28 protein-coding genes and 1 tRNA gene are annotated in these 20,460 nt (G+C 50.6%); 10 read left to right on the forward strand and 19 right to left on the reverse strand.

Annotation, left to right across the window (positions count from 1 at the left end; translation table 11 throughout):
- Nucleotides 1-31: 31 nt before the first annotated feature.
- The 4 genes from L3K52_07885 to def form a co-directional block, all read right to left on the reverse strand.
- Nucleotides 32-547: a GNAT family N-acetyltransferase gene (locus L3K52_07885; GenBank protein ID UOG93636.1), complete on the reverse strand. Its 516-nt coding sequence runs from the start codon at nt 545-547 to the stop codon at nt 32-34.
- Nucleotides 544-831 carry a DUF1778 domain-containing protein gene (locus tag L3K52_07890; protein UOG93637.1) on the reverse strand — a complete coding sequence of 96 codons (288 nt, stop codon included), beginning with the start codon at nt 829-831 and terminating at the stop codon, nt 544-546. Before L3K52_07890 ends, L3K52_07885 begins: the two co-directional genes overlap by 4 nt.
- Nucleotides 832-906: 75 nt before the next feature.
- Nucleotides 907-2,283, reverse strand: coding sequence for an ATP-binding protein (locus tag L3K52_07895; GenBank protein UOG93638.1), 1,377 nt, complete (start codon nt 2,281-2,283; stop codon nt 907-909).
- Nucleotides 2,284-2,379: 96 nt separating this feature from the next.
- Nucleotides 2,380-2,928 carry a peptide deformylase gene (gene def / locus L3K52_07900; GenBank protein ID UOG93639.1) on the reverse strand — a complete coding sequence of 183 codons (549 nt, stop codon included), beginning with the start codon at nt 2,926-2,928 and terminating at the stop codon, nt 2,380-2,382.
- A 92-nt stretch (nt 2,929-3,020) separates the two neighbouring features.
- Between def and L3K52_07905 the strand changes: the two genes are divergently transcribed.
- The 9 genes from L3K52_07905 (at nt 3,021) to L3K52_07945 (ending at nt 10,733) form a co-directional block, all read left to right on the forward strand.
- A complete protein-coding gene (locus L3K52_07905) occupies nt 3,021-4,301 on the forward strand; it encodes an AI-2E family transporter (GenBank protein UOG93640.1) in 1,281 nt (426 codons plus the stop codon).
- A 122-nt stretch (nt 4,302-4,423) separates the two neighbouring features.
- On the forward strand, nt 4,424-4,936 hold the full coding sequence (locus L3K52_07910; GenBank protein ID UOG93641.1) for a HyaD/HybD family hydrogenase maturation endopeptidase: 513 nt from the start codon (nt 4,424-4,426) through the stop codon (nt 4,934-4,936).
- Nucleotides 4,933-5,358: a hydrogenase expression/formation protein gene (locus L3K52_07915; protein UOG93642.1), complete on the forward strand. Its 426-nt coding sequence runs from the start codon at nt 4,933-4,935 to the stop codon at nt 5,356-5,358. The genes L3K52_07910 and L3K52_07915 overlap by 4 nt, the downstream gene beginning before the upstream one ends.
- Entirely contained in the window at nt 5,339-6,451 is a 1,113-nt protein-coding gene (locus L3K52_07920; protein ID UOG93643.1) for a hydrogenase small subunit, read from the forward strand. Before L3K52_07915 ends, L3K52_07920 begins: the two co-directional genes overlap by 20 nt.
- Entirely contained in the window at nt 6,448-7,107 is a 660-nt protein-coding gene (locus L3K52_07925) for a hypothetical protein (GenBank protein UOG93644.1), read from the forward strand. The genes L3K52_07920 and L3K52_07925 overlap by 4 nt, the downstream gene beginning before the upstream one ends.
- Nucleotides 7,104-8,381, forward strand: coding sequence for a (Fe-S)-binding protein (locus L3K52_07930; GenBank protein UOG93645.1), 1,278 nt, complete (start codon nt 7,104-7,106; stop codon nt 8,379-8,381). The genes L3K52_07925 and L3K52_07930 overlap by 4 nt, the downstream gene beginning before the upstream one ends.
- Nucleotides 8,378-8,818: a hypothetical protein gene (locus L3K52_07935; protein UOG93646.1), complete on the forward strand. Its 441-nt coding sequence runs from the start codon at nt 8,378-8,380 to the stop codon at nt 8,816-8,818. Before L3K52_07930 ends, L3K52_07935 begins: the two co-directional genes overlap by 4 nt.
- Before the next feature lie 10 nt (nt 8,819-8,828).
- Entirely contained in the window at nt 8,829-10,550 is a 1,722-nt protein-coding gene (locus L3K52_07940) for a nickel-dependent hydrogenase large subunit (protein UOG93647.1), read from the forward strand.
- 107 nt (nt 10,551-10,657) lie between these two features.
- A tRNA-Thr gene (locus L3K52_07945) sits at nt 10,658-10,733 on the forward strand.
- Nucleotides 10,734-10,857: 124 nt separating this feature from the next.
- Here L3K52_07945 and L3K52_07950 read toward each other — a convergent pair.
- The 8 genes from L3K52_07950 to L3K52_07985 all read right to left on the reverse strand — a co-directional run bounded on the left by L3K52_07950 (nt 10,858) and on the right by L3K52_07985 (nt 16,437).
- Nucleotides 10,858-11,145, reverse strand: coding sequence for a hypothetical protein (locus tag L3K52_07950; GenBank protein UOG93648.1), 288 nt, complete (start codon nt 11,143-11,145; stop codon nt 10,858-10,860).
- A 91-nt stretch (nt 11,146-11,236) separates the two neighbouring features.
- Entirely contained in the window at nt 11,237-13,393 is a 2,157-nt protein-coding gene (locus L3K52_07955; GenBank protein ID UOG93649.1) for a hypothetical protein, read from the reverse strand.
- A gap of 2 nt (nt 13,394-13,395) precedes the next feature.
- The gene (locus tag L3K52_07960) at nt 13,396-13,560 is read right to left on the reverse strand and encodes a hypothetical protein (GenBank protein ID UOG93650.1); all 165 of its coding nucleotides are present in this window, start codon (nt 13,558-13,560) and stop codon (nt 13,396-13,398) included.
- Between the two features lie 11 nt (nt 13,561-13,571).
- Entirely contained in the window at nt 13,572-13,922 is a 351-nt protein-coding gene (locus L3K52_07965) for a hypothetical protein (GenBank protein ID UOG93651.1), read from the reverse strand.
- Nucleotides 13,919-14,128: a hypothetical protein gene (locus tag L3K52_07970; GenBank protein ID UOG93652.1), complete on the reverse strand. Its 210-nt coding sequence runs from the start codon at nt 14,126-14,128 to the stop codon at nt 13,919-13,921. The genes L3K52_07965 and L3K52_07970 overlap by 4 nt, the downstream gene beginning before the upstream one ends.
- Complete coding sequence (locus L3K52_07975; protein ID UOG93653.1) at nt 14,125-15,816, reverse strand: replication endonuclease; 1,692 nt, start codon at nt 15,814-15,816, stop codon at nt 14,125-14,127. The genes L3K52_07970 and L3K52_07975 overlap by 4 nt, the downstream gene beginning before the upstream one ends.
- Nucleotides 15,813-16,157, reverse strand: coding sequence for a hypothetical protein (locus tag L3K52_07980; GenBank protein UOG93654.1), 345 nt, complete (start codon nt 16,155-16,157; stop codon nt 15,813-15,815). The genes L3K52_07975 and L3K52_07980 overlap by 4 nt, the downstream gene beginning before the upstream one ends.
- Before the next feature lie 124 nt (nt 16,158-16,281).
- The gene (locus L3K52_07985; GenBank protein ID UOG93655.1) at nt 16,282-16,437 is read right to left on the reverse strand and encodes a hypothetical protein; all 156 of its coding nucleotides are present in this window, start codon (nt 16,435-16,437) and stop codon (nt 16,282-16,284) included.
- A gap of 118 nt (nt 16,438-16,555) precedes the next feature.
- On the opposite strand from L3K52_07985, the gene L3K52_07990 reads away from it, so the two are divergent.
- Complete coding sequence (locus tag L3K52_07990) at nt 16,556-16,807, forward strand: hypothetical protein (protein UOG93656.1); 252 nt, start codon at nt 16,556-16,558, stop codon at nt 16,805-16,807.
- Nucleotides 16,808-17,120: 313 nt separating this feature from the next.
- On the opposite strand, the gene L3K52_07995 is transcribed toward L3K52_07990, so the two are convergent.
- The 7 genes from L3K52_07995 to L3K52_08025 form a co-directional block, all read right to left on the reverse strand.
- Nucleotides 17,121-17,510 carry a hypothetical protein gene (locus tag L3K52_07995; GenBank protein UOG93657.1) on the reverse strand — a complete coding sequence of 130 codons (390 nt, stop codon included), beginning with the start codon at nt 17,508-17,510 and terminating at the stop codon, nt 17,121-17,123.
- A complete protein-coding gene (locus L3K52_08000; GenBank protein ID UOG93658.1) occupies nt 17,500-17,910 on the reverse strand; it encodes a hypothetical protein in 411 nt (136 codons plus the stop codon). The genes L3K52_07995 and L3K52_08000 overlap by 11 nt, the downstream gene beginning before the upstream one ends.
- 28 nt (nt 17,911-17,938) lie before the next feature.
- Nucleotides 17,939-18,613: a hypothetical protein gene (locus L3K52_08005; protein ID UOG93659.1), complete on the reverse strand. Its 675-nt coding sequence runs from the start codon at nt 18,611-18,613 to the stop codon at nt 17,939-17,941.
- Nucleotides 18,614-19,151: 538 nt separating this feature from the next.
- Nucleotides 19,152-19,613, reverse strand: a complete 462-nt coding sequence (locus L3K52_08010) for a hypothetical protein (protein ID UOG93660.1) — start codon at nt 19,611-19,613, stop codon at nt 19,152-19,154.
- Nucleotides 19,603-19,860 carry a hypothetical protein gene (locus L3K52_08015; protein UOG93661.1) on the reverse strand — a complete coding sequence of 86 codons (258 nt, stop codon included), beginning with the start codon at nt 19,858-19,860 and terminating at the stop codon, nt 19,603-19,605. The genes L3K52_08010 and L3K52_08015 overlap by 11 nt, the downstream gene beginning before the upstream one ends.
- The gene (locus L3K52_08020; GenBank protein UOG93662.1) at nt 19,860-20,252 is read right to left on the reverse strand and encodes a hypothetical protein; all 393 of its coding nucleotides are present in this window, start codon (nt 20,250-20,252) and stop codon (nt 19,860-19,862) included. Before L3K52_08020 ends, L3K52_08015 begins: the two co-directional genes overlap by 1 nt.
- Nucleotides 20,242-20,457, reverse strand: a complete 216-nt coding sequence (locus tag L3K52_08025; protein ID UOG93663.1) for a hypothetical protein — start codon at nt 20,455-20,457, stop codon at nt 20,242-20,244. The genes L3K52_08020 and L3K52_08025 overlap by 11 nt, the downstream gene beginning before the upstream one ends.
- Nucleotides 20,458-20,460 lie beyond the last annotated feature (3 nt).

Genomic DNA, 20,460 nt, shown 5'->3' on the forward strand with positions numbered 1-20,460 from the left:
TATTGGCATAATAAAAACCATTTATTTTAGATCAAAATACGATCAGGTGACAAGCAGAAGAACTATCAATCTCGCTCAATAACAACATCAGCATCCGCTCATCAATCGGTGAAGCCCTGAACCCGAAATGCTCGTAAAACCGTTTGGCATCATCAGTCAGCGCATGAACCAGCAAAACCCGTGCGCCAATGTAACCAGCCGCCGCATGGCAACGTAACAATGCATCCTGCAAAAGCGAATAGCCCAAACCTTGTCCTTGCCAGTCCTTATCAATGGCTAACCGTGCTAGCACTACCGTTGGTATCGGCTCAGGCATATTGCGCCTGACTTTGCTGGAAACCATTGAATGCGTGACAGAGCCAGCCGCCAAAGCATAATACCCAACCACGCGCTGCTCGACACAAGCCACAAAGGTACGGGATGCGCCCAAGGTTTCATTTTTCAACGCCCGCCGTTGCAGCCATTCGTCCAGTACCTCTTCACCACAGCAGAAGCTGTCTACTTCATGCTGCGCCCGTAGCGGTTCTGGCGGGCGTATCACGCTCATTTCGCCCATACAGGTTGGCGTGACATCAAGTCTTGCAGGCGTGGATTGCTGGCAGGGGGTGTATCAAGGGCTGCATTGAATTTTGCCCAAGCATCAGCGTTGAGATAGAAAACGGTTTTGTCCAGCAGGGCATTGGTCGCTTCACGCAAGGCGGCATCGCGCACAAAATCTGACACCGTTTTATCCAGTGCTGCTGCTGCCCGCTCAATCAGGCTACGTTGTTCCTGTCGGATGCGGATGTTAAGCGGGGTCGCTTTGCTGTCAGGTAAGGTTGCTACTGTCATGATGGGTGGCCTCTGAATTTTCCTGATTATAGGCACTATGTCCTCACAGTGTAAATACAAGAATGGTATGCAGTATTAGCTTAGTCCCGCAACCACCACCCCCAACCTCTCCACCAAATACAACGGCAACGACACCAGTGTGTAACTAACGTCCTTGCGCTGATTATCGCTGTTCACCACCGCATTGACGGTACTAACCGCAGGCAAACCCGCATCAAACCGCACGGCAAACGGTGCTTGTTTCTCTGCCATGAACTGGTGCAGCGATTTCATGCTGCCATTCGCACCCGCCTTGACTTCAACCGGGATAATTTGCCCCTCCAGTGCCACCACAAAATCCAGTTCGGCATTGGCAGAGCGACCTTCCCGTAGCCAGTAAGTCAATTCCCTATTGGGCGATTCTGCCAGCAATGCCTGCAAGTGTTGACCGACGAATTGTTCGGCAATCGCCCCTTCGTTGACCAGTTTGAGGTCATCGAATTGGGACAGCGTGCGCCAATTGAGGCCGCAAATGGCATTCATCAAACCAACATCCAGAAACAGCAGTTTGTAAACCTTTTCTTCAAGGCTGGCTTGTAGCGGCAACCCTGAACAATGGCTGTGAACGACCTTGCTGATGACCCGCGCCATGCACAGCAATTCCAGATCTTTTTTGAGGACGGTACTCTGATCCTCGCGCGAGATATTGCTGTATTTAACTTTTACACCCACGTTACGAGCGGCGAAGTTAAAAACATCCAGCATCCGGTTCTGGTCACGACTTTTGCCGTACTTGGGGAAATCGTCACGGTAGGTTTCAATAATCGAGTTATGAACGTCACTCACTGATTGGTAGCTGCGCGTTTCCGCAAATGCAGCGACCGCTTCCGGCATCCCACCCACAAAATAATAGCTGCGCAACAGTTGCAATAGCCGTTGGTGCGCCATTTCACCGATCTCGTTACCCGGTTGGTATTCCGTCACCACTTGATACAGCTTGTCTTCGCCTAATGCCAGCAGGAATTCGGAAAACGTCATTGGCCCCATGTGCAGGTATTGCACCCTGCCCACTGGCATCGAAAACTGGTGTGCCGCTAACACAAATTCCAGCAGCGAACCCGCGCATACGACAGGTAATTGCGGACGGTCTTCGTAGAAGTAACGCAAGGCAGGAATGGCTTCCGGCACTGCTTGAAGTTCATCCAGAAACAGCAATGCTTGGGCATCGACAGCAGGCATACGCGGTAAGGCTTCGATTTGTTGCAGGATTTTTTCGGGGTCATTACTGGCAAAGGTGTTTGCCAATGCTGGGTAGCGTTCCAGATTAGTCGCTAATAGCGTCATGCCATGCTGTTCGGCGAACAATTGCACCAAGGTGGATTTTCCGACTTGTCGTGCTCCCCGAATGATCAGGGGTTTGCGGTGGTGATTGTGTAACCAGCGTGTTAGGAAGGATAGCTGTTGGCGTTGCATGAAAACGTTTCCAGTCAAGCAAATGAGCTTTCACTATAGCATAAATCCACACGGATTATGATTTTAGGGGTGTGTTTTCATACAGTGTGTACGATTTTAGGGGTGTGTTTTAGCATTTTGTAACGTTTGAAACACAGTCTCGCTGATTGTTTCACTGGGATCTTCCAAACGCTCTGGGAATAAAATGCCATCCAGATGATCGCATTCGTGCTGAATAATGCGTGCTACGAAGCCGCTGTATGCCGCTTCCACCCGTTCGCCCGTGCGTGTTAGATAGCGGATGCGTAAGCGTTCGGCACGTTTTACCTGCGCCCGTGTGTCGGGTACGCTCAAACAGCCTTCCCAGCCGCTGCAAGTGGTGTCGGATTGCCAGAGGATTTCCGGGTTGAGCATGGCGATGGGCGGCATCAATGGCGCATCGGGGTAACGTGAGTTCGGGCGTGATGCCACGATAATAATCCGTAAGGGGGCGAATACTTGCGGGGCTGCAATGCCTACCCCATTAGCGGCTTGCAACGTTACCAGCATGTCATCCAGCAAGCGTTGGATGGCGGGATCGCTTACCTCGGCTACGGCGTGGGCGGGCTGATGCAAGATCGGTTCATCAGCGCTGGCAATCGGTAACATGCGGGTGGTTTCTGGCATAATCGGTTGAAGCAGTTGGTAGCGTTACATTACGATACTTTAGCACGATAGTGATACACTGCATTATTCTAACCTTTACCGAGAATCGATGGATGCTACCCAATAATGACAACAGTAATGTAGGGTTGTTGCCTAGCCCGATGCCCCGTCATGCGCCCGTGCACTGGGAACATGTGCTGCCGCTGCTGACGCGTTTGGTGGTGTGGGGGATTATTCTCGGTTTACTGACCTTGCTCAGTTCTTTTTTTGCGCTGATTTTTCTGACATTTGTATTTGCGTACTTGCAATCGGGCATTGTGGACGTGCTAACCCGCCGAATGCGTTGGCTGCGCGTGCCGGTGGTGGTGTTGGTGGGGGGTCTGTTTTTGGGAGCCATCATCACCGTTAGTTTATTCTTGGCGCCGAAGGTTTACCAACAAGCGACTGGCTTCGCGCAAGGCTTTTTTGTGTACATGGAGCGCATTGACACCGAAGTGCTGAATCTGGCAGACCGCTACCCGCTATTGCAAGAGGCTATCCCGGAACTGCGTCGCCCACCTGCTTTGGGGCAACCGAGTGCGAGTGCCGCTCCCGAATGGGCTGCGCCAATACCGCCAGTGCCACCGCTGCAAAATGGGGTGGCAGCCACTGGTACGTTAGAGCCGCCGCTTGCCCAGCGGACGTTTGTGGATTCACCGACAGGTTTACTAGTGGGATTACTGACGGGTAAGGAAAAGTCAGTGGATAGCCGCGAAGCGGTGAAGGTGGCGCTGGATCAGTTGACCAATATCAGCCGCCAAGCCTTGGCGATTTTGACAACGTTTCTGCTGGCTTTGCTGTTTGCGTTTTTGATTGTGTTGGATCTGCCACATTTGGTGGCGAGTGTGCGCGATTTGGAAAATACCCGTCTGCGTTTCATTTATGTAGAGGTTGCTGACAATATCTACCAATTTGGCAAGGTGCTTGGTCACGCGATGCAGGCACAGTTTTACATTGCGTGCGTGAATACGGTGTTGACGGCGATTGGTTTGTACGTGTTGGGCATGGGCGAACACATGGCGTTTTTGTCGGTGTTGGTGTTCTTGTTTAGTTTTGTGCCGGTGGCGGGTGTATTCATTAGTTCAGTTCCCATCTGTTTGATTGCTTTGAATATGGGGGGCGTGAACTTAATGTTGTTGAGTGTAGCGATGATCACCATTATTCATTTGATTGAAGGGTACGTGCTGAATCCGTTGATTTACGGGGCGCGGTTGCGGGTGAATCCGGTGATTGTGCTGATTATTCTTACGGTGGGCGGTAAATTATTCCACATTTGGGGGCTGATCTTGGGCTTGCCGGTGTGTATTTATTTATTTGGTCATGCGATTCGCTACCGGAAATCGTCACTTTCCTAATTAAAGTCAAGGTTTGGTCTGCTGCTTGGCCGGATACTGATTTGTATTGATTAATGTCAAACTTGGTTTATTCAAAGTCTGCACAATAGTGATGATGGCAACGGAATAATAAGTGGTTAATTATGTTGGTATTAGGCATTGGCAACAGTCTGCTGCAAGACGAAGGCATTGGAATTCACCTGCTGCGTTTTATGCAGAAGCATTTTTCGGCATTCCCGGATGTCACGTACCTGGATGGTGGAACGTTAAGCTTTACCTTAGCCAGTGAGATTGAGGAGCACGATCACTTGTTGGTGTTGGATGCGGTAGAACTACACGCCAAGCCCGGTACGTTGTGTTGCTATGAAAATGAGGCGATGGATCATTTTCTAGGCACAAGCAAACGCAGTGCGCACGAGGTCGGTTTATTGGATTTGATGGATATTGCCCGCCTAACCGAGCATCTGCCACACCACCGCGCTTTGATTGGCATTCAATACCAAACGTTCGGGTGGGGCGAGCAACCTACCGCCAAAGTCAAACACAATATTCCACTGGCCGGTCGTCTTGCCGCCAATGTTTTACAGAAGTGGGAGTTCGCTGCCCATCCGCCCTGCGGCCTTCCGCTCGCTACACTTGTGGGGAGCGCGTCATGAATTTAAACGGCATTCCTATTCGTTCCACCAGCCCTGTGACTGGAAACCTGCGCCCTGTATTGCACGAAATTCGCCATGCGCTTGGCGAGTTCATCGCGCACGGCACACACGGCATGATCGACTTGTATAGCTTGCCGTTCTCCCCACAGGAATACACAGAACTCGACGCATTTTTAGGGGAGGGCGAAGTTGATCTTACCCTGAATGTGCTGGGCAAAACCCGCCTACGCGAAAGCGGTTACGCGGGCATCTGGCGCATTGAACACTTTGACGGCAACGACAAACGTATCGGTTATTTCATCGAAATAGGGCATGTGCCGGAAATCCTGCGTTCCCAATGCGACGACATTAAGGAAGGCTTGGCGGCAATGACCACAATTCTGGCGATGGAGGAAGACAATAATGAGGATGCAAACACCTAGTCCTTATGATCAAACCCTAGGCGAACACCTGCGCTCGCAGGGCATTTCGCGGCGGAGTTTCCTGAAGTTTTGCGGTCTGCTGGCTTCCAGCATGGCGCTTGCCCCTAGCATGATCCCGAAAATCGCCGAGGCGTTGGAACAAGCCAAACGCCCCTCGGTGATCTGGCTTTCTTTCCAAGAATGCACGGGTTGCACCGAATCCCTGACACGTTCGCACAGCCCCAGTCTCGAAGGGCTGATCTTTGACGCGATTTCGCTGGATTACCACCATACCCTGCAAGCCGCTTCGGGCGACGCTGCTGAACACGCGCGTGAAGAGGCGATGAAAGAGCATTACGGCAAGTATGTGTTGGTGGTGGATGGCTCGATTCCACTGGATAACCCTGGCTATTCCACCATTGCAGGCATCAGCAATCTGGATATGCTCAAAGAAGCCGCTGCCGGTGCAGCCGCGATTGTGGCAGTCGGCACATGCGCTGCCTACGGTGGTTTGCCAAAAGCTGATCCGAACCCGACGGGCGCGGTGTCCGTATCCGACATTATCAAAGACAAACCCATCATCAACGTCCCCGGTTGCCCGCCGATTCCGGTGGTGATTACCGGCGTGATTGCCCATTTCCTAACCTTCGGGCTTCCCGAACTGGATAGCTTGGGTCGTCCGAAGGCTTTTTACGGGCAAAGCATCCACGACCGTTGCTACCGCCGTCCGTTTTACGAGCGCGGTTTGTTTGCTGAAACCTTTGACGACGAAGGGGCGAAAGCAGGCTGGTGTTTGTACAAACTCGGTTGCAAAGGCCCTGTGACCTACAACGCTTGCGCCACCACCAAATGGAACGATGGCACGAGCTTCCCGATTGAATCGGGGCATGGTTGTATCGGCTGTTCCGAACCCAATTTCTGGGATTTCGGCGGTTTTTACAAGGCGCTGTCCATTCCGACGGGCGTATCGGGGCAGAACGTGGTGTATGCCGCCGCAGCGGGTATTGCTGCTGGGGTTGCCATCGGTGCGATGAACAAAAAATCCAAGACGGAGGCGGCAAGTTCACACCAAACCGTCACCGTTGAGGAATTGAATCAGGAGTCAGGATCATGAACGAAGTTGATTTCCTGCTATGGGTCAAAGGCTCGGCCTTCAACATTGCTCTGTTTATCTTTGTGGCGGGGCTAGTGCTACGCCTGTTTGAAATCCTGTCATTGGGCAGGAAAGTGAATTACGCCGTGCCGAAAGGCGACCCGATGCAAGGCGGGTTGCGTGAGATTTTCCGCCGCTTCGGGACGGACAAAGCAACGTTTCAGCGTTCGATGATTACCATTGTCGCGGGTTATGTGTTCCACATCGGCTTGTTCGTGGTGATCTTTTTGCTGGCAGCGCATGTGGAAGTGTTCAAAAGCGTGATCGGCTTTGGTTGGCCTAACTTGTCCACGCCCGTGGTGGATGCATTTGCGGTTGTCACCATGATTGCGTTGGTGGTGGTGTTGATTCATCGCTTGCAGCATCCGGTGAAACGCTTCCTCTCCACCCCCGGCGATTATGTGGCGTGGGCAGTGACATTTGTGCCGTTACTGACCGGTTATATGGCTTACCACCATTTGTTGCTGTCGCCACAGATGATGTTGGGGCTGCATATTTTGAGCGTGGAAGTTCTGCTGATCGTGTTCCCGTTCACCAAGCTGATGCACACGTTCACGGTGTTCCTGTCGCGCTGGTATAACGGGGCTTCGATGGGCTTGCGGGGGGTGAAATCATGAGCGCATTAACACTCGAACGCGGCATTAATGCCTTCAAAGCGCAAATTGATGCGCCCATGGCCAGTTTCTTCAGCTCCTGCGTGTCGTGCGGGATGTGTGCCGATGCTTGTCTGTTCTACACCGAAAACCCTGAGCCGCGCTTCACGCCAATCTACAAGCTCGAACCGTTGCGGCGCGTGTGGGAACAGGAATACACCCTGATCGGCAAGCTCAAAGCCAAGCTGGGTCTGAGCAAACCTGTCACCGATGCGGAACTCGCCGAATGGCAGGAACTGGTTTACAACAACTGCTCCTTGTGCGGACGTTGTACCCTGATTTGTCCGGTCGGCAATGACATTACCTACATGATCCGCCGGATGCGCGAAGGCATGGTGGCTTCGGGTCACGCACCCGAAGGCTTGATTGGCGCATCCACCCGTGCGGTGCAAATCGGCAGCCCGATGGGGGTCAAACTCCCTGCCTTGCAAGCCCAAGTCCGCCATCTGGAAAAATCCAGCGGTCTGGAAGTGCCATTCGACAAGGAAGGTGCGGAATACCTGCTGATGCTGTCGTCGATGGAAATCATGAACTACCCCGAATACTTGGGGGCAGTTGCCAAAATCCTCACCAATGCAGGCAAAACGTGGACGCTGAGTAGCGAATGCTTTGAAGCCACCAATTCCGGCATCCAAATCGGCTCATCCGACATTGCGAGGGAACTGGTAAGCCGTGTCGTCGCTGCTGCCGAAAAGCTCAAAGTGAAAACCGTGATCAGCCCCGAATGTGGTCACGCTTACACCGCATTGCGTTGGGAAGGGCCTAACCTGATTGGGCGACCTTACACTTTTGCCGCCAAACACATCGTCGAAGTGCTGGACGAATTACGTGCCGAAGGCTTGCTGCAAACCGAAGGCTTCGAGGAATCCAAACTCACTTTCCACGACCCGTGCCAATTGGTACGCCGTGGCGGTGTGGTCGAACAGCCGCGCAATCTGCTCAATATGGTGGCGAAAAACTTCGTGGAAATGGCGGATCATGGCACGCTTAACTGGTGTTGCGGCGCAGGCGGTGGCGTGAGTGCCAACGAAGATGCTGAAGAAGTGAAAATGAAAGCCTTCCAGCGCAAGAAAAAGCAACTGGACGAATTGCATGTGGATACGCTGGTAACGGCGTGCGCTAACTGCCGCATCCAGTTGGAAGAGGGCATGGAAGTCAACCAAATGGACATCCCGGTGTTGGGCTTGACCGAAATGATTGCCGAACACTTGGTGGAACGTAAGGGAGGTGCAGCATGATCACCCAAGATACCGATTTCAAACAGGCACTCGATAAGTTGGGGCTGGCGCAGCAACGCCGTGTTGGTGCAGCTTTCGTGCGCAATGTGTTGGCACTCAACCCCGCTGTAACCAAAGTGGTGGATGCTGCTGCCAACGAAGATGCCACGGCTGATGAACTCGCTGTGGCATTCAAGCAAGCCAAAGCTGCCGCACTCGACAGCCATACCCGCTGCGGTTCTGACAGCGATTGGCAAGCACAAGCAGGCTATTTCGTCGCCCGCGCCGCTACCGCGTTAGTTGCCCCCGACAAGCAGGCTAAAGCCACCGCGTGGGAAGCCGCCGTCAATGCGCGAATGGCACGCACTTGTGGGCACATTGATGCCTCCGACGAATCCATGCACGAGGAAAGCGAAGCACAGTATCGTCTCCTTGAGCAATTCCTGAACGACATTTGAGGATACTAAAATGACTGAACGTGTCGTTGTAGACCCCATCACCCGCATCGAAGGCCACTTACGTATCGAAGCGCAAATGAACGGCAACACCATCGAACAGGCGTATTCCGCCGGGACAATGGTACGCGGTATCGAAATCATCCTGCGCGGACGCGATCCGCGTGATGCTTGGGCGTATGCGCAACGCATCTGCGGCGTGTGTACGCTGGTGCATGGTATTGCCTCAGTGCGTTCGGTGGAAAACGCGCTGAATTACAGCATTCCGCCGAATGCGCAACTGATCCGCAACCTGATGATCGCGGCGCAATACGTGCATGACCACGTAATGCACTTCTACCATTTGCACGCGCTCGACTGGGTGGATGTGGTATCTGCACTTAGTGCCGATCCGAAAGCCACGTCTGAGTTGGCACAAAAGATTTCCCCAAGCTGGCCGAATTCTTCTGCCGGTTATTTCGCTGACCAGCAAGCCAAGCTGAAAAAGTTTGTCGAAGCGGGGCAGTTGGGTATTTTCGCCAAGGCGTATTGGGGACATCCGGCTTACAAACTGCCGCCCGAAGCCAACTTGATGGCAGTATCGCATTACCTTGAAGCCCTTGCATGGCAACGCGATGTGGTGAAACTGCACGCTATTTTTGGCGGCAAGAATCCGCACCCTAACTTCCTCGTTGGTGGTGTGCCTTGCCCGATTGACCTGAATTCCGATTCCGCGCTCAATATGAAACGCCTGTCGCAAGTGCAGGACATCATTAAGAAAATGCAGGTATTCGTCGATCAGGTTTACGTGCCGGATACGCTGGCGATTGCCAGTTTCTACAAGGATTGGTTCAAGCAGGGCGAAGGCTTGGGCAATTTCATGACCTACGGCGACTTTCCTGAAAAAGGCATGGATGACCCAGCGTCGTTCCTGATTCCTTCCGGCGTAATTCTTAACCGCGATTTGTCGAAAATCCATCCGGTGGATTTGAATGCGGAAGACCAGATTCAGGAATTCGTGGCGCACTCGTGGTACGACTACAGCGAGGGTAAGGACAAAGGTTTGCATCCTTACGCAGGCGAAACCGAGCTGAATTACACCGGCCCTAAACCGCCGTACAAGCAACTGGAAGTCGATCAGTCGTATTCGTGGATGAAATCACCGCGCTGGAAAGGGCAGGCGGTCGAAGTGGGGCCATTGGCGCGTGTGTTGATGTTGTATGCCACCGGGCATGAACAGACCAAATCGCTAGTCGATTACACCCTGAAATACTTGGATGCGCCGATTGAAGCCTTGTATTCCACCTTGGGGCGCACGGCTGCCCGCACGTTGGAAACCAAGATCATTGCTGACAAAATGCAGACTTGGTTCGATCATTTGATTGCCAATATTAAGGCGGGTGACACCAAAACCTTCAACGAAACTTTGTGGGAGCCGTCAAGCTGGCCTTCCAAAGCGCAAGGCGTGGGTTACATGGAAGCCCCGCGTGGCGCACTGGCGCATTGGATCGTAATCAAGGATCAGAAGATAGCCAACTATCAGGCTGTCGTGCCGAGTACGTGGAATGCGGGGCCGCGTGATGTGCAGAATCAGGCGGGGGCGTATGAAGCGTCGCTGAAGGGGCATGTGTTGCATGACCCGAAACAGCCGGTGGAGATTTTGCGTACCATCCACAGTTTCGACCCGTGCATTGCGTGTGCGGTGCATGTGACTGACCCGGATGGCGAGGAGTTGATTAAGGTGAATGTGCAGTAAGAATACCGTTGGTCGGTGTTACGAGAACGCCGATAGATTAGGGCAGTAAGTGCACAAAAAAATAGTTGCATCGTCTGAAACGGTTCTGTATTATTCGCGTCTTCAAAGCCGGCGTAGCTCAGTTGGTAGAGCAACTGACTTGTAATCAGTAGGTCCCGCGTTCGATTCGTGGTGCCGGCACCAAACAAAACAAAGGGTTGCACCGATTAAGATGCAGCCCTTTTTTGTTTCTGCTATTTTTTGCCGTTTCGGAGTCCACTAGGGAGTCCAGTGATTGCATGGCTAGGATTGAACAACCCTCTTTCCCCTATCGCCACAGTGACATAAACAAGGCGATACCCCACACGAACCCACCGATCATGAATTGCTGCCAGTCACTACTCAATTCTTCAAAGTGTTTCGCTTTTGGGAATATCAAACCCGCTGCAATGGCAAAGAGCGATACTTGCAACCAGCCCAGCCATTCAGGAAGATCGTTCATGAATTGCCAGTTGGCGAATTGAACAAGCTGCTTTGCGTCGATTAGCCAACTCACCAATAATATGGTTAGCAGTGCGAATCCTGCACGCGCCCATTGCTTCCAGTCTTGATACATTGCATCACCTTACGTTTGCATTGAAACCGTGCATCATGCCACAAATGCAAAAAGCCGGAACTAGTCCGGCTCTTGGTGAATGAATCGCGGGTTACGCTAACAGGTATTTAGTAAATGGCGGTTTGCCGGTGTATCGAGGATTCAGCAGCAACACGCCCTCTTTCGCTGCCCTCGCTTGCCAGATGACAATGAGCGCGTTCATTCCTTCGGGTGTAATCGTGCGTTTTTTGCCTTGGCACAAATGAGCGTTCACGAATGAACGTCCGTCTCTGGTAGTCAGTTTTGTTTCACCTGACAGAATCGCGGCTTTCCATTGTTCATACAACCCGTAGCCCTCTTTCAGAATGTCGGCTTCGATCTTGCCTTGTGCGTCCTTCATGGCTTCCAGTAGCTCTTTTTCCGCATCATACGAATGAGCGCGTTCATTGGTTGAATGAACAGGTTCATTGCTTGCAGTACGTTCATTGCCCGAATGAGCGCGTTCATTGGTTGGAATGAACGTAGGGGAATGAGCGTGTTGATTAGCACCACGTTCATTGCGTGCATCAATGATCTGTTCATTCGCGGAATGAGCGCGTTCATTGGTTGCGGGTGTTGCCTTGGCAATTTTGCCAACAACTTTCAGCAAGTCGCCATCATCCAAGTCAGCCGGATTAAATAGCTTTGAATAACCATCGAATACCGCCGCCTGAATATCGGCCTCAGTTGTTGCGCCTGACTTTTTAACCGCATCCACTAACGCATGGATAGTTTCCGCCACGGATTGGCGCTTGATTGCCGGGGTAGGGGATTGGTTAAACACTTCGCCCGCTTCATGCTTTGCCGTTTCTGCCTGATACAATCGGCTGACATTCGCGGCTTGATCGGCTGATTGTTTAAAGCCTGTTACCGATTTAATCACTGGCGCGTCGGATTGCCATTTTAGATTCTCGGCTTCGATCTTTTTTTCAAACGCTTCAGCCTCCTTTTCGGTTTCAAAATAGGTTTGATGCAATCCCAGCATGGTGATGGGGTTGCCATCTTCACCAATGCCAGTTTTATTTAAACGCTGCCATTCTTTAAGCGCTGCATCGGCTTCGTGTGCTTTAAAAACTTTATCCATTTTTCGCCCATTTGCCAGCGTGCAATACAGGTGATGACGCTCAGCAACTTCAGGTTTTTTAGCCAATGATTCGTCTATCTTGTTCCCAACGGCCTGCAATTTGTCGCCCACCATTGCGGCTGATTGTTCGCGGGCATGTTGCGCACGCGCATATTCCGTTGCGATGATTTCAGGGGATGCCTTTAAACCTTCCTCAATTTTCGCTGCGTATTCGCCCACGGTTTGTTTGGCAGAGTTCGCGGCTCCGTTAAGCGCTGCCATGGGTGCGGATTCGGATTTATCGGAGTAGGTGCTGATGCTGCCATCAAATTTGCGCGGTGGTTGGCGTAGGTTGCGGGTAACGTCATAGCCATGTGCCATGAGGTATTCACGCGCCGCCGCGAACTGCCCACCCAGATAGTGAAATGCGTACTCGAAAAAGGCTATCAGGGTGAGGGAAACCAGAAACGAACCAACTGTACCGGATGCGCCGAAGGTTTCGCGTAACAGGTTCACTAGGGGATGGTAATTGCTTTCGTCTTTTTCCATGGTTTTTGCGGTTGCAGCGAGGGCTAGGGCTTGTGATTGGCTTGCCGTTGCATGGTTGGCTATCATCTTATTGACGGCCTCCACACGCGCTGCGGATTTCGTGCAATCTGCCCATATTCCGCCTTTACCTGCATCCCGATTCTGAATGCATGTTGCCAGCTTCATTTCTGCATTTTGCAGGTCGGCAGAGTAGGGCGATGCACTGGCACTGCCACCAATCGCGCCCACAATGGCCTTGTAGGTCGGGGATTCTTGGCTTTTGGTTTCCATGCGAATGTTGTCACGTTCCATGCCTTGCCCGACCTCAGAGAGCATTGAGAAGGACACCGCCACCACGACAGCTAGAATGGTCGCTTTTTTGCCGCCTGCGACGTTGCCCGCGCCGTAAAGGATAAATTGGTAGCCGGTCATAACCGCCGTAATGCCGATAGCAACTAAGCCATTCATCCACTGCGAGCCATCCCATTCTAATACGCGCAAATGCCCGGCAAGGTAGCCGACCACAAAGTAGGAACTCATGGCAAAAGCGACAAAGGCCGCCAGCATGTAGAACAGTTTGCGGGTTTTGTAATCGCTGTAAGCCAAACCCGCGTTAAAGTTTTCGTTAGCATTTTTCATGATTAGACCACCCATTGAAAGTTAGATAAAACAAAGCCTGCGACGATTTCGTGTTTTCCATCCCTGCGCACAATCATCATGCTGCCGTTTTTGTACCGCTGTAGAATTGCGACTTGCTCTTTTTTGCCGTCAAGACGTTGCATTGCGGCTGTACCTATCATTTTCATTTGAAATCTCCTTAAAACCAGTAACTAAGCAACAAAACGGCAAATGCGAACAGGATAGCCCGTGCGCCGTGTTTGACTTGTGCAGCGACGAAACAGGCCATGCAGAGCGTCAAGCCCATTAGCACGTATAGCCAATTGTTTGCAGCGGGGAACATGCCCGCGTAATGCAGGCCGAATGCCGTCGGAATCAGCAGGAACATTGCCCAAACAGCCACGGCAAATAGAAAGGCCATCCACGGAATGAGTGCGTGGAGGCGTTCCCAGTTGATCGGGGTGCGGTCAAAGTCATCAGGGAAGTGCTGATGGTTGCGCCCGGTGTCGAGGTGCGTTTGCTCAGCGGGTGTCAGTAGTGGCTTGCTCATGACTTCACCTCATGAATTTTAAAACCGCTATGCAGGTTGTTGTGCTTAAACTGCAACGCACTAAATGCAAGTCTGGCGCTTTGTAGGGTGCTGAACTGGTGAGCCTTGAACAAATCACCCACCACGATGGATAAGCCTGCTCCGGGAGTCGAACGAATCACTACCAGCCGATCAAAGCGGCTTTCGATGGTGTATTGAGTGCTCATGCTGCCACCTCATATCTACAATTATTTTCCAGAACTCCAAGGGGCGAATTTTCAGCGATTGCCAGAAATTCAAAGCGGTCAACATCATCACTCTCTGATTCTTCAACACGTCTAACAACTTCCCATTTATGGTTGTGCGTGATGACTTCGATAGAATCAGGTGTGTATTCCAAACCGATTACGCGGCTTGTGATTTCTCCGTAAAGGTTAGGCTTAGGGTTGTCTACCCTGATTGTGGAAAGTGGCTGTAATGCCTTTTGTGATTGGATTGTGAGGAATGCCAGATAGTCGGAATGGTCAGCAGCAACACGCGCTAATTCCACAATGCCGTCTTGACCGTCTTTAATGCGCCGTAGTTCGCGCCAGATACCCACTTGACCGAATCCACGGGAGAATTGAAATGCACGGATAATATGCGTTGTACGCCACGCATGAACCCGCACTGATGATTCAGCAGCATCAAGCCCACTTTCAAAGTCTTCGGTAACAGATGCGCCGTCGATGTTCTTTGAAATGTATTTTGCAATGTAAGAAGCCGCCCGTCCTTTTTTCGGGTCAATTCGCACGATGTCAACACGGTATTTCTTTGCACCCGCTTCGTCTGCATCTTCACGCAACCATTTTGACCATAGCAGTTTGGTGAAAGCTGGCACGTTGGATTCAGCGACAAAGGCGATGCAATGCCAATGTGTAGCACCATCATGGTGAGGTTCGGTAACGCGCATAAAATCGCACTGAATCGCCTTGTGTTTGAGTGCAGCGCGTAACCTTGCCCAACTCACCGACAACCATTCATGCCCCAAACGCGGGGTATTGATGCGGCTTTCAATGGTGGCGGATTTGCCCCGACCACGCCGCCATTCAATCACCTCTTGATACTTCGGATTCTGGACAATTTGACCGCCGATCTTGTGCTTAACGCCCATTGAATCGGTTTTGATGTAACCCGCTTTACGGGTGAATTGATGGAACTTTGATGGTGCAGTCAGGGTAAGGAATAGGGCGATTTTGCCTTGTGCAGCAAAGAACTTTTCGCCGTCACTGATGCGTAACATCATTTCATTGCGACGGTTGTTAGGATCGGATATGCCAGCGTCAACGGCTTGCATCATGGGCATGACTTCGCCGGTATCCACGTCAATTAGATCGCAGGATTCTAGCCATTCACGATTGCGCTCTTGACGCATCAAAGCGCGGCTTAGTGAGTGATTGCTGATATAAACTTGCTTTCCAGCATTCACAAAGCCTAAGCGGATAGCCTGTAGTTCCTGTTGTTGCGCCTGTTGATTGCGCAATTTACGCAACCACCATTTTTCTGAACAGAGACGCGCTCTAATGCCTTCGGTAACGGCTTTCTCTCCCGTTGTACCATCGTGTCTGACTGTCTGCTTAGAAACGATTGGCGGGGCGATACCACGGCTTTTCAGGTAGTCGAATGCGCGTTTTAGTGGCGTTCCTTCAGGGGCAAGCTGTTTGCATTTTGACGCTGCCAACATCGCAGAAAAGCGTAAGCCGTCTTCGTCTTTGTCGCTGGCAGGTGAACGGCTGGCAATGGCTTGTTGCTGGTGCAAATAGTTTTCACCAGTAGCGGATTCAGCATGGTGGTGTTGCCATTCGGCTTCAATGTCTTTGATGAAAGCGGGGTTGAAGCTGGCGAAAGCGGGGTTAGTTTGGGCGACGTGCATCATGATTGCACCTCTAAATCAGCTTTCACCAATTCCCAAAGAACCAGCATGTTGGATATTTCTGTATCCATGCCTTCGAGTGCGGTTTTCTTTGTCGTAGGTCTAACGAAGAATTGCCCCAAAATGGCGGCATGGCTTTTCATGCGGGTTGTGATGCCGAAAAGCTCTTGAATGCGCTCTTGCGCGGTGAGTTGTGCGTATGGTGAGATTTCAGGCTGTGTGCCAATCATCGTATCAACGAATTTCAGCAAAATACGCTTGTTCTCGATGTTCATTGAGCGCATCAACTCAATGACGCGGGCTTGACTGTAATCTACAGTTTGGTTTGTGTTAATATCGTCCATTACTGGAACTCCTGAGTTATTGAATTGTATCGGTTTTCAGTAAATCGACTGATTGGTGGTGGTACACCTATTAGTCACTAAGCCTCTGGGTGGTGGTACACCTAGGGGCTTCTTACTTTCTGGCTTATGCTGGCTTTTGCTTTTCCTCTACCTCCTTCATTTTTTCCAATAAATCATTTACTTGACCGCTCATAGAACGGTGGTTTTTGTCTGCTTGCTTCTTCAACCATGCGTATAGGCTTGCAGATAAGCCGATACTGAAACGCTTGTTGTCTTTCATTTACACCTCAAATAATGAACCCCAAGGGTTTAACCATATTGAACCATACGGGTGCATTGTTGTAAACACCCCAATGGTTCATAATCTGAAAATGGTCAAAGTACATGATTACCCTCAAATGAAAATCCGGCTTTCTCCCGATTTGAAAGCCCGAATTGATGAAGCTGCTAAAGCGAACAATCGGACGCTGAATGCAGAGATAACCGCACGTCTGGAAATTACCTTTGCAGAGGGTTCGCCCTCTTGTTGTTTCAGCGAGTCGCGTATGCGGGAATTGATACGGGATGAATTGAGCAAAGCGGGATTAGTGCCAGATGCACCAGAACACGAAACGGGTTTTTCCATCCCAATGCAGCGACGCAAAGCCTAAGTTGTCGCCTTACCTGTTACGCACCAGTCACACACCTGTCACAGTGACAAGATGCGGATGTCCTACGGATGTCCCACGGGACATTGCCTGACTGTTATCCCAGTGGGATTCCTTGCGGGATTCCCAGTAGGATTCTATTAAGGGACTCGATAAATACGCTGAAAGCCGCATCACATCTAGGCTTGTGTGAATTTATGGGATTTCCTACCCGCTTTTTTACCCGCTTTGGTGAGAATTTATGGTTAGCCGCTACTGCTATTTGTGAGGGAGGCTCACATTTAGTCCAGGAATTGCATAAGCAAACGCTAATATTCTAGGGTGTCGTTTTCTGAAACGCGCCCCTAGCCGCCCGTTCGTCTAAAATTTGCTGCCAAATCCGTTCGCCTCTTCCTCGCAGTGATTCAGCAACTTTTTCAGCTTCAATGCCCATCGTGATTTTGATTAGGTAATCGGAATAGACGGTGTGTCGTTCGCCATTTTCGCGCCGTTTACCAGTACGAACATGCTTCCCTTCTGACAAGGATTCGGCATGGCGACGTTCAAAGCCTTCGATACCCTCATTTTTGAAAAGCAGGTCGAAAATTTTCTCGTATCGTCTATGCCGCCGCCATCCCGCGTCATAATCCGAATAAAATGGTGGTGCTGGTGGCTGTCTTGCCTGTTCAATCGCGTTTAAACGCTCTGTAATAGATTTAATCGTCATTGGTTAAGTATCCTTGCGGTTGTGCCTCTAACGCGCTTATGCGCTGTTCTAAATCGCCTATCGTTGAAATTCGCGCTACGCTTTCCAGCACGGCAATAGCGGCTTGTGCCTGACTTGCCGTAATGTCTCCCGCTAACATCGCGTCACAAACGATTCTGGCGCGTTCTAGTAGGCGTGTTTCATCTTTCGGAATGGTCAGGCTTATTGGTGATTCACGCGCATCAGGCAAACTCTTTGCCAACAATTTGAAAAAACCGTTTAGCTTGGAATTGTTCACTGTCACATCTTCGGGCAACCATTCGCTTTCCAATAAATCATGGATGCGCCGCAAATATTCGCGGGATTTTAATTCTTCCCGCAAACTTTCGCGCCGTGCCTTCTTATTCTTGGTTATCGCCATAGAATCAACCTCTTGCGCTATATACCCCTCACCCTTCCATCGCGCTAATCGGGCGACCGACTACGCTACAACCACGGGGAACATATTCCTGATAGCTACCAAAAAGCTCTAGCATTTCAACCGCGTTTTCTGGCAAATGCTCTGGTAATCCGGTTTCTGAAAACTTGCGCCACGCATCATGAATAGCGCGGCGTTTCTCAATTTCTGCCAGTCGTTCGGTAGCGTCAAAATCAGGCACAAATGCGACTGAATCCGCCTCACTCATTCCCGCTTGCTGGAATTTAATGCGACGATCTAAAACATCCTGCTTACCGCGCTCTAGCATCAACGCGATATTTTCCGGCTTAGACGCAAATTTGATAGCCACGTCAAAGCAAACCTTTTCAAATTTCTTTTTAAAAGCAATGCGCTTTTGATATTCGTCAAGGTAGCTTTGTTTCGAGTGTTTCAGGGAATCAACCACACGCACAATATCCGGCATTGAATCGCTAATTTCTGCAACTTGCTTCAGTGCAGAAATACAGCCTTCGAGCTTCACAAGTGCATTGTGTGATTTTTCAATCTGCTTTCCGAGTTCGTTGATAGTCATTTGCTGCATGGGTTTTGTTCCTTTTGCGTCTGGTAATTTAATGTCAATTCGTAAAAACTGTGGATGCTTGTTTTTAGCTCCCAATGGTCTACCTGCTTTTCGTGTTTCGGTCATATCCAATAATCCTGTTAAGCAATTTCCATAATATTAAATTAGGTGCTTTGGTGTTTTGGGTGAGGTTTCCGTAAAAAACATAAAAAACCAATGCTAAAAACCTGCGGTTTTACAGTAGGTTTTAATGCCTTCGGCGACGCTTCGCGGATGTTCGCCACATGGCAAGGGTTGCAGCCACTTCGTTTAGCTGCACCCATGCCGATAGCTTGTCTTTTTCAGCAGCCGTATTAAATACCGTCATGCGCTCCCTTCGTTCGCGGGAACTATCGTGGTAGCAAGTCTTCCCTTCGGCTACGTGAAAAAAAGCTAACGCTTTTTCCGCTTCGCTTTCACTTCGGACTTGACGGGTTAAGTGTTTTTTTTGGCGCGATTACGGTTTTACCCTTAAATAATTGCTTTAACACTGGGATTTTATAGCCGTATCCGTTGGTAACTATATGTACCCCTGTTTTTTTAGCAGAGGCACATACGCTGCATAGGATGGAATCAATCACTTAGCTATTTTCTGCCCTTGTTTTTTTAGCAGAGAATCCAGTGATTAGCCTACTGAAACCCTCCTCTGCTCAAAATTCATGGGCAACACTGCCCCTGTTTTTTTAGTCGAGGATTTTTTTTGCTTCGTCGGCAATGGGCAAAGATTCGCGCCCTGTTCCCATTGCATCCAATCATTGCGCGGCTCGTGGTTGTTGACTTGCAGCATGGTTAATTCCCATTCACGCGCTTTACGTTCCATCCAGTTTTCATGATTCTTCAAGCGGATAAAGCCATGTGTTGCCAATTCCTCAAAGGCTTTTATTGCCGTTGGTTCTGACACATTTAGGCGCGTTACTGCATCACGGGTTGAGATGGACAAACGCCCGTTTCTGGATGGTCGGTATATCCTCAAAAATTCGATCAGCAAAGCCCGTGCAGGTGGCTTTAGGTCAAGATATGCAGGACTATCGAGAAGCGAGTCATACAAGCGTAGGTGATGCTCTTTAGATGCTTGTTTAGCTGCCATGTGCCGCCCTCTTTGTGAGTTTTGTTACCTCACGCTTAGGCACATGGCGACCACCGAAAACCCAACGACCACCAGCTTTATCGACTTCCGCAATGATTCGCCCGTCCTCTGCGGGTCGAGCTTTGATGATGGCAATTACTGATGCAGGACTTTTTGCAATGCGGTTAAATGCCCATTGCAGGCAGGCATTAAGCCCGCCATCTTGGGTCATCCCGCTGCTCTTGTCGTGCGCGAGATAGCTAACCATTAGTTGCCCGCCTTGCGGCTTATTGCCGCCGCCCATCGCTGCATTTGCGTAGCGTCAAGCATGTAATAGCCCGGTGCATTGCCATACGTGCCGTCACGCGCATCAGGCACGCTTACCGTAGTAATGCAGTCCATACCATTGACTTTGCGCAATCTGCATACGCGCTGCAATGGGTTTTTTTGACGTGTCATGTCCCTTATTGCGTCAGTCCCGGTAATATTGAGTCGCTGCAAATCATCCGCCGCAAAAAAATACGGTGTCATTTGTTTGGCAATCGCGTCAATAACATCTAGCTCTTTGGCTGATGTTATGTGGTATTGATTTGTGCTATTATCGGCGTGTGTATTTTGTAAGGTCGCTCCTGTGGCGGGAGCGGCTGTCTTATTGTCCATCAGTTGCGCCCTCCACCTCTGCGGAATCAATCCACGCCTTTACCTCGCTCCACATCGTGCCCAATTGCCCGTCTGGATATTTGCGACGCTTTGGGATTTTGCCGTCACGCTCATGCTTAATAAATGTTGTGCGGGACAAGTATCCGTACACCTGCATTAATGCGCGGGTATCGAGCCGATAATCAGGTAATTGATTTGCTGTCATGTG

The organism is Candidatus Thiothrix sulfatifontis (assembly GCA_022828425.1).
In the GTDB taxonomy this organism is placed as follows: domain Bacteria; phylum Pseudomonadota; class Gammaproteobacteria; order Thiotrichales; family Thiotrichaceae; genus Thiothrix; species Thiothrix sulfatifontis.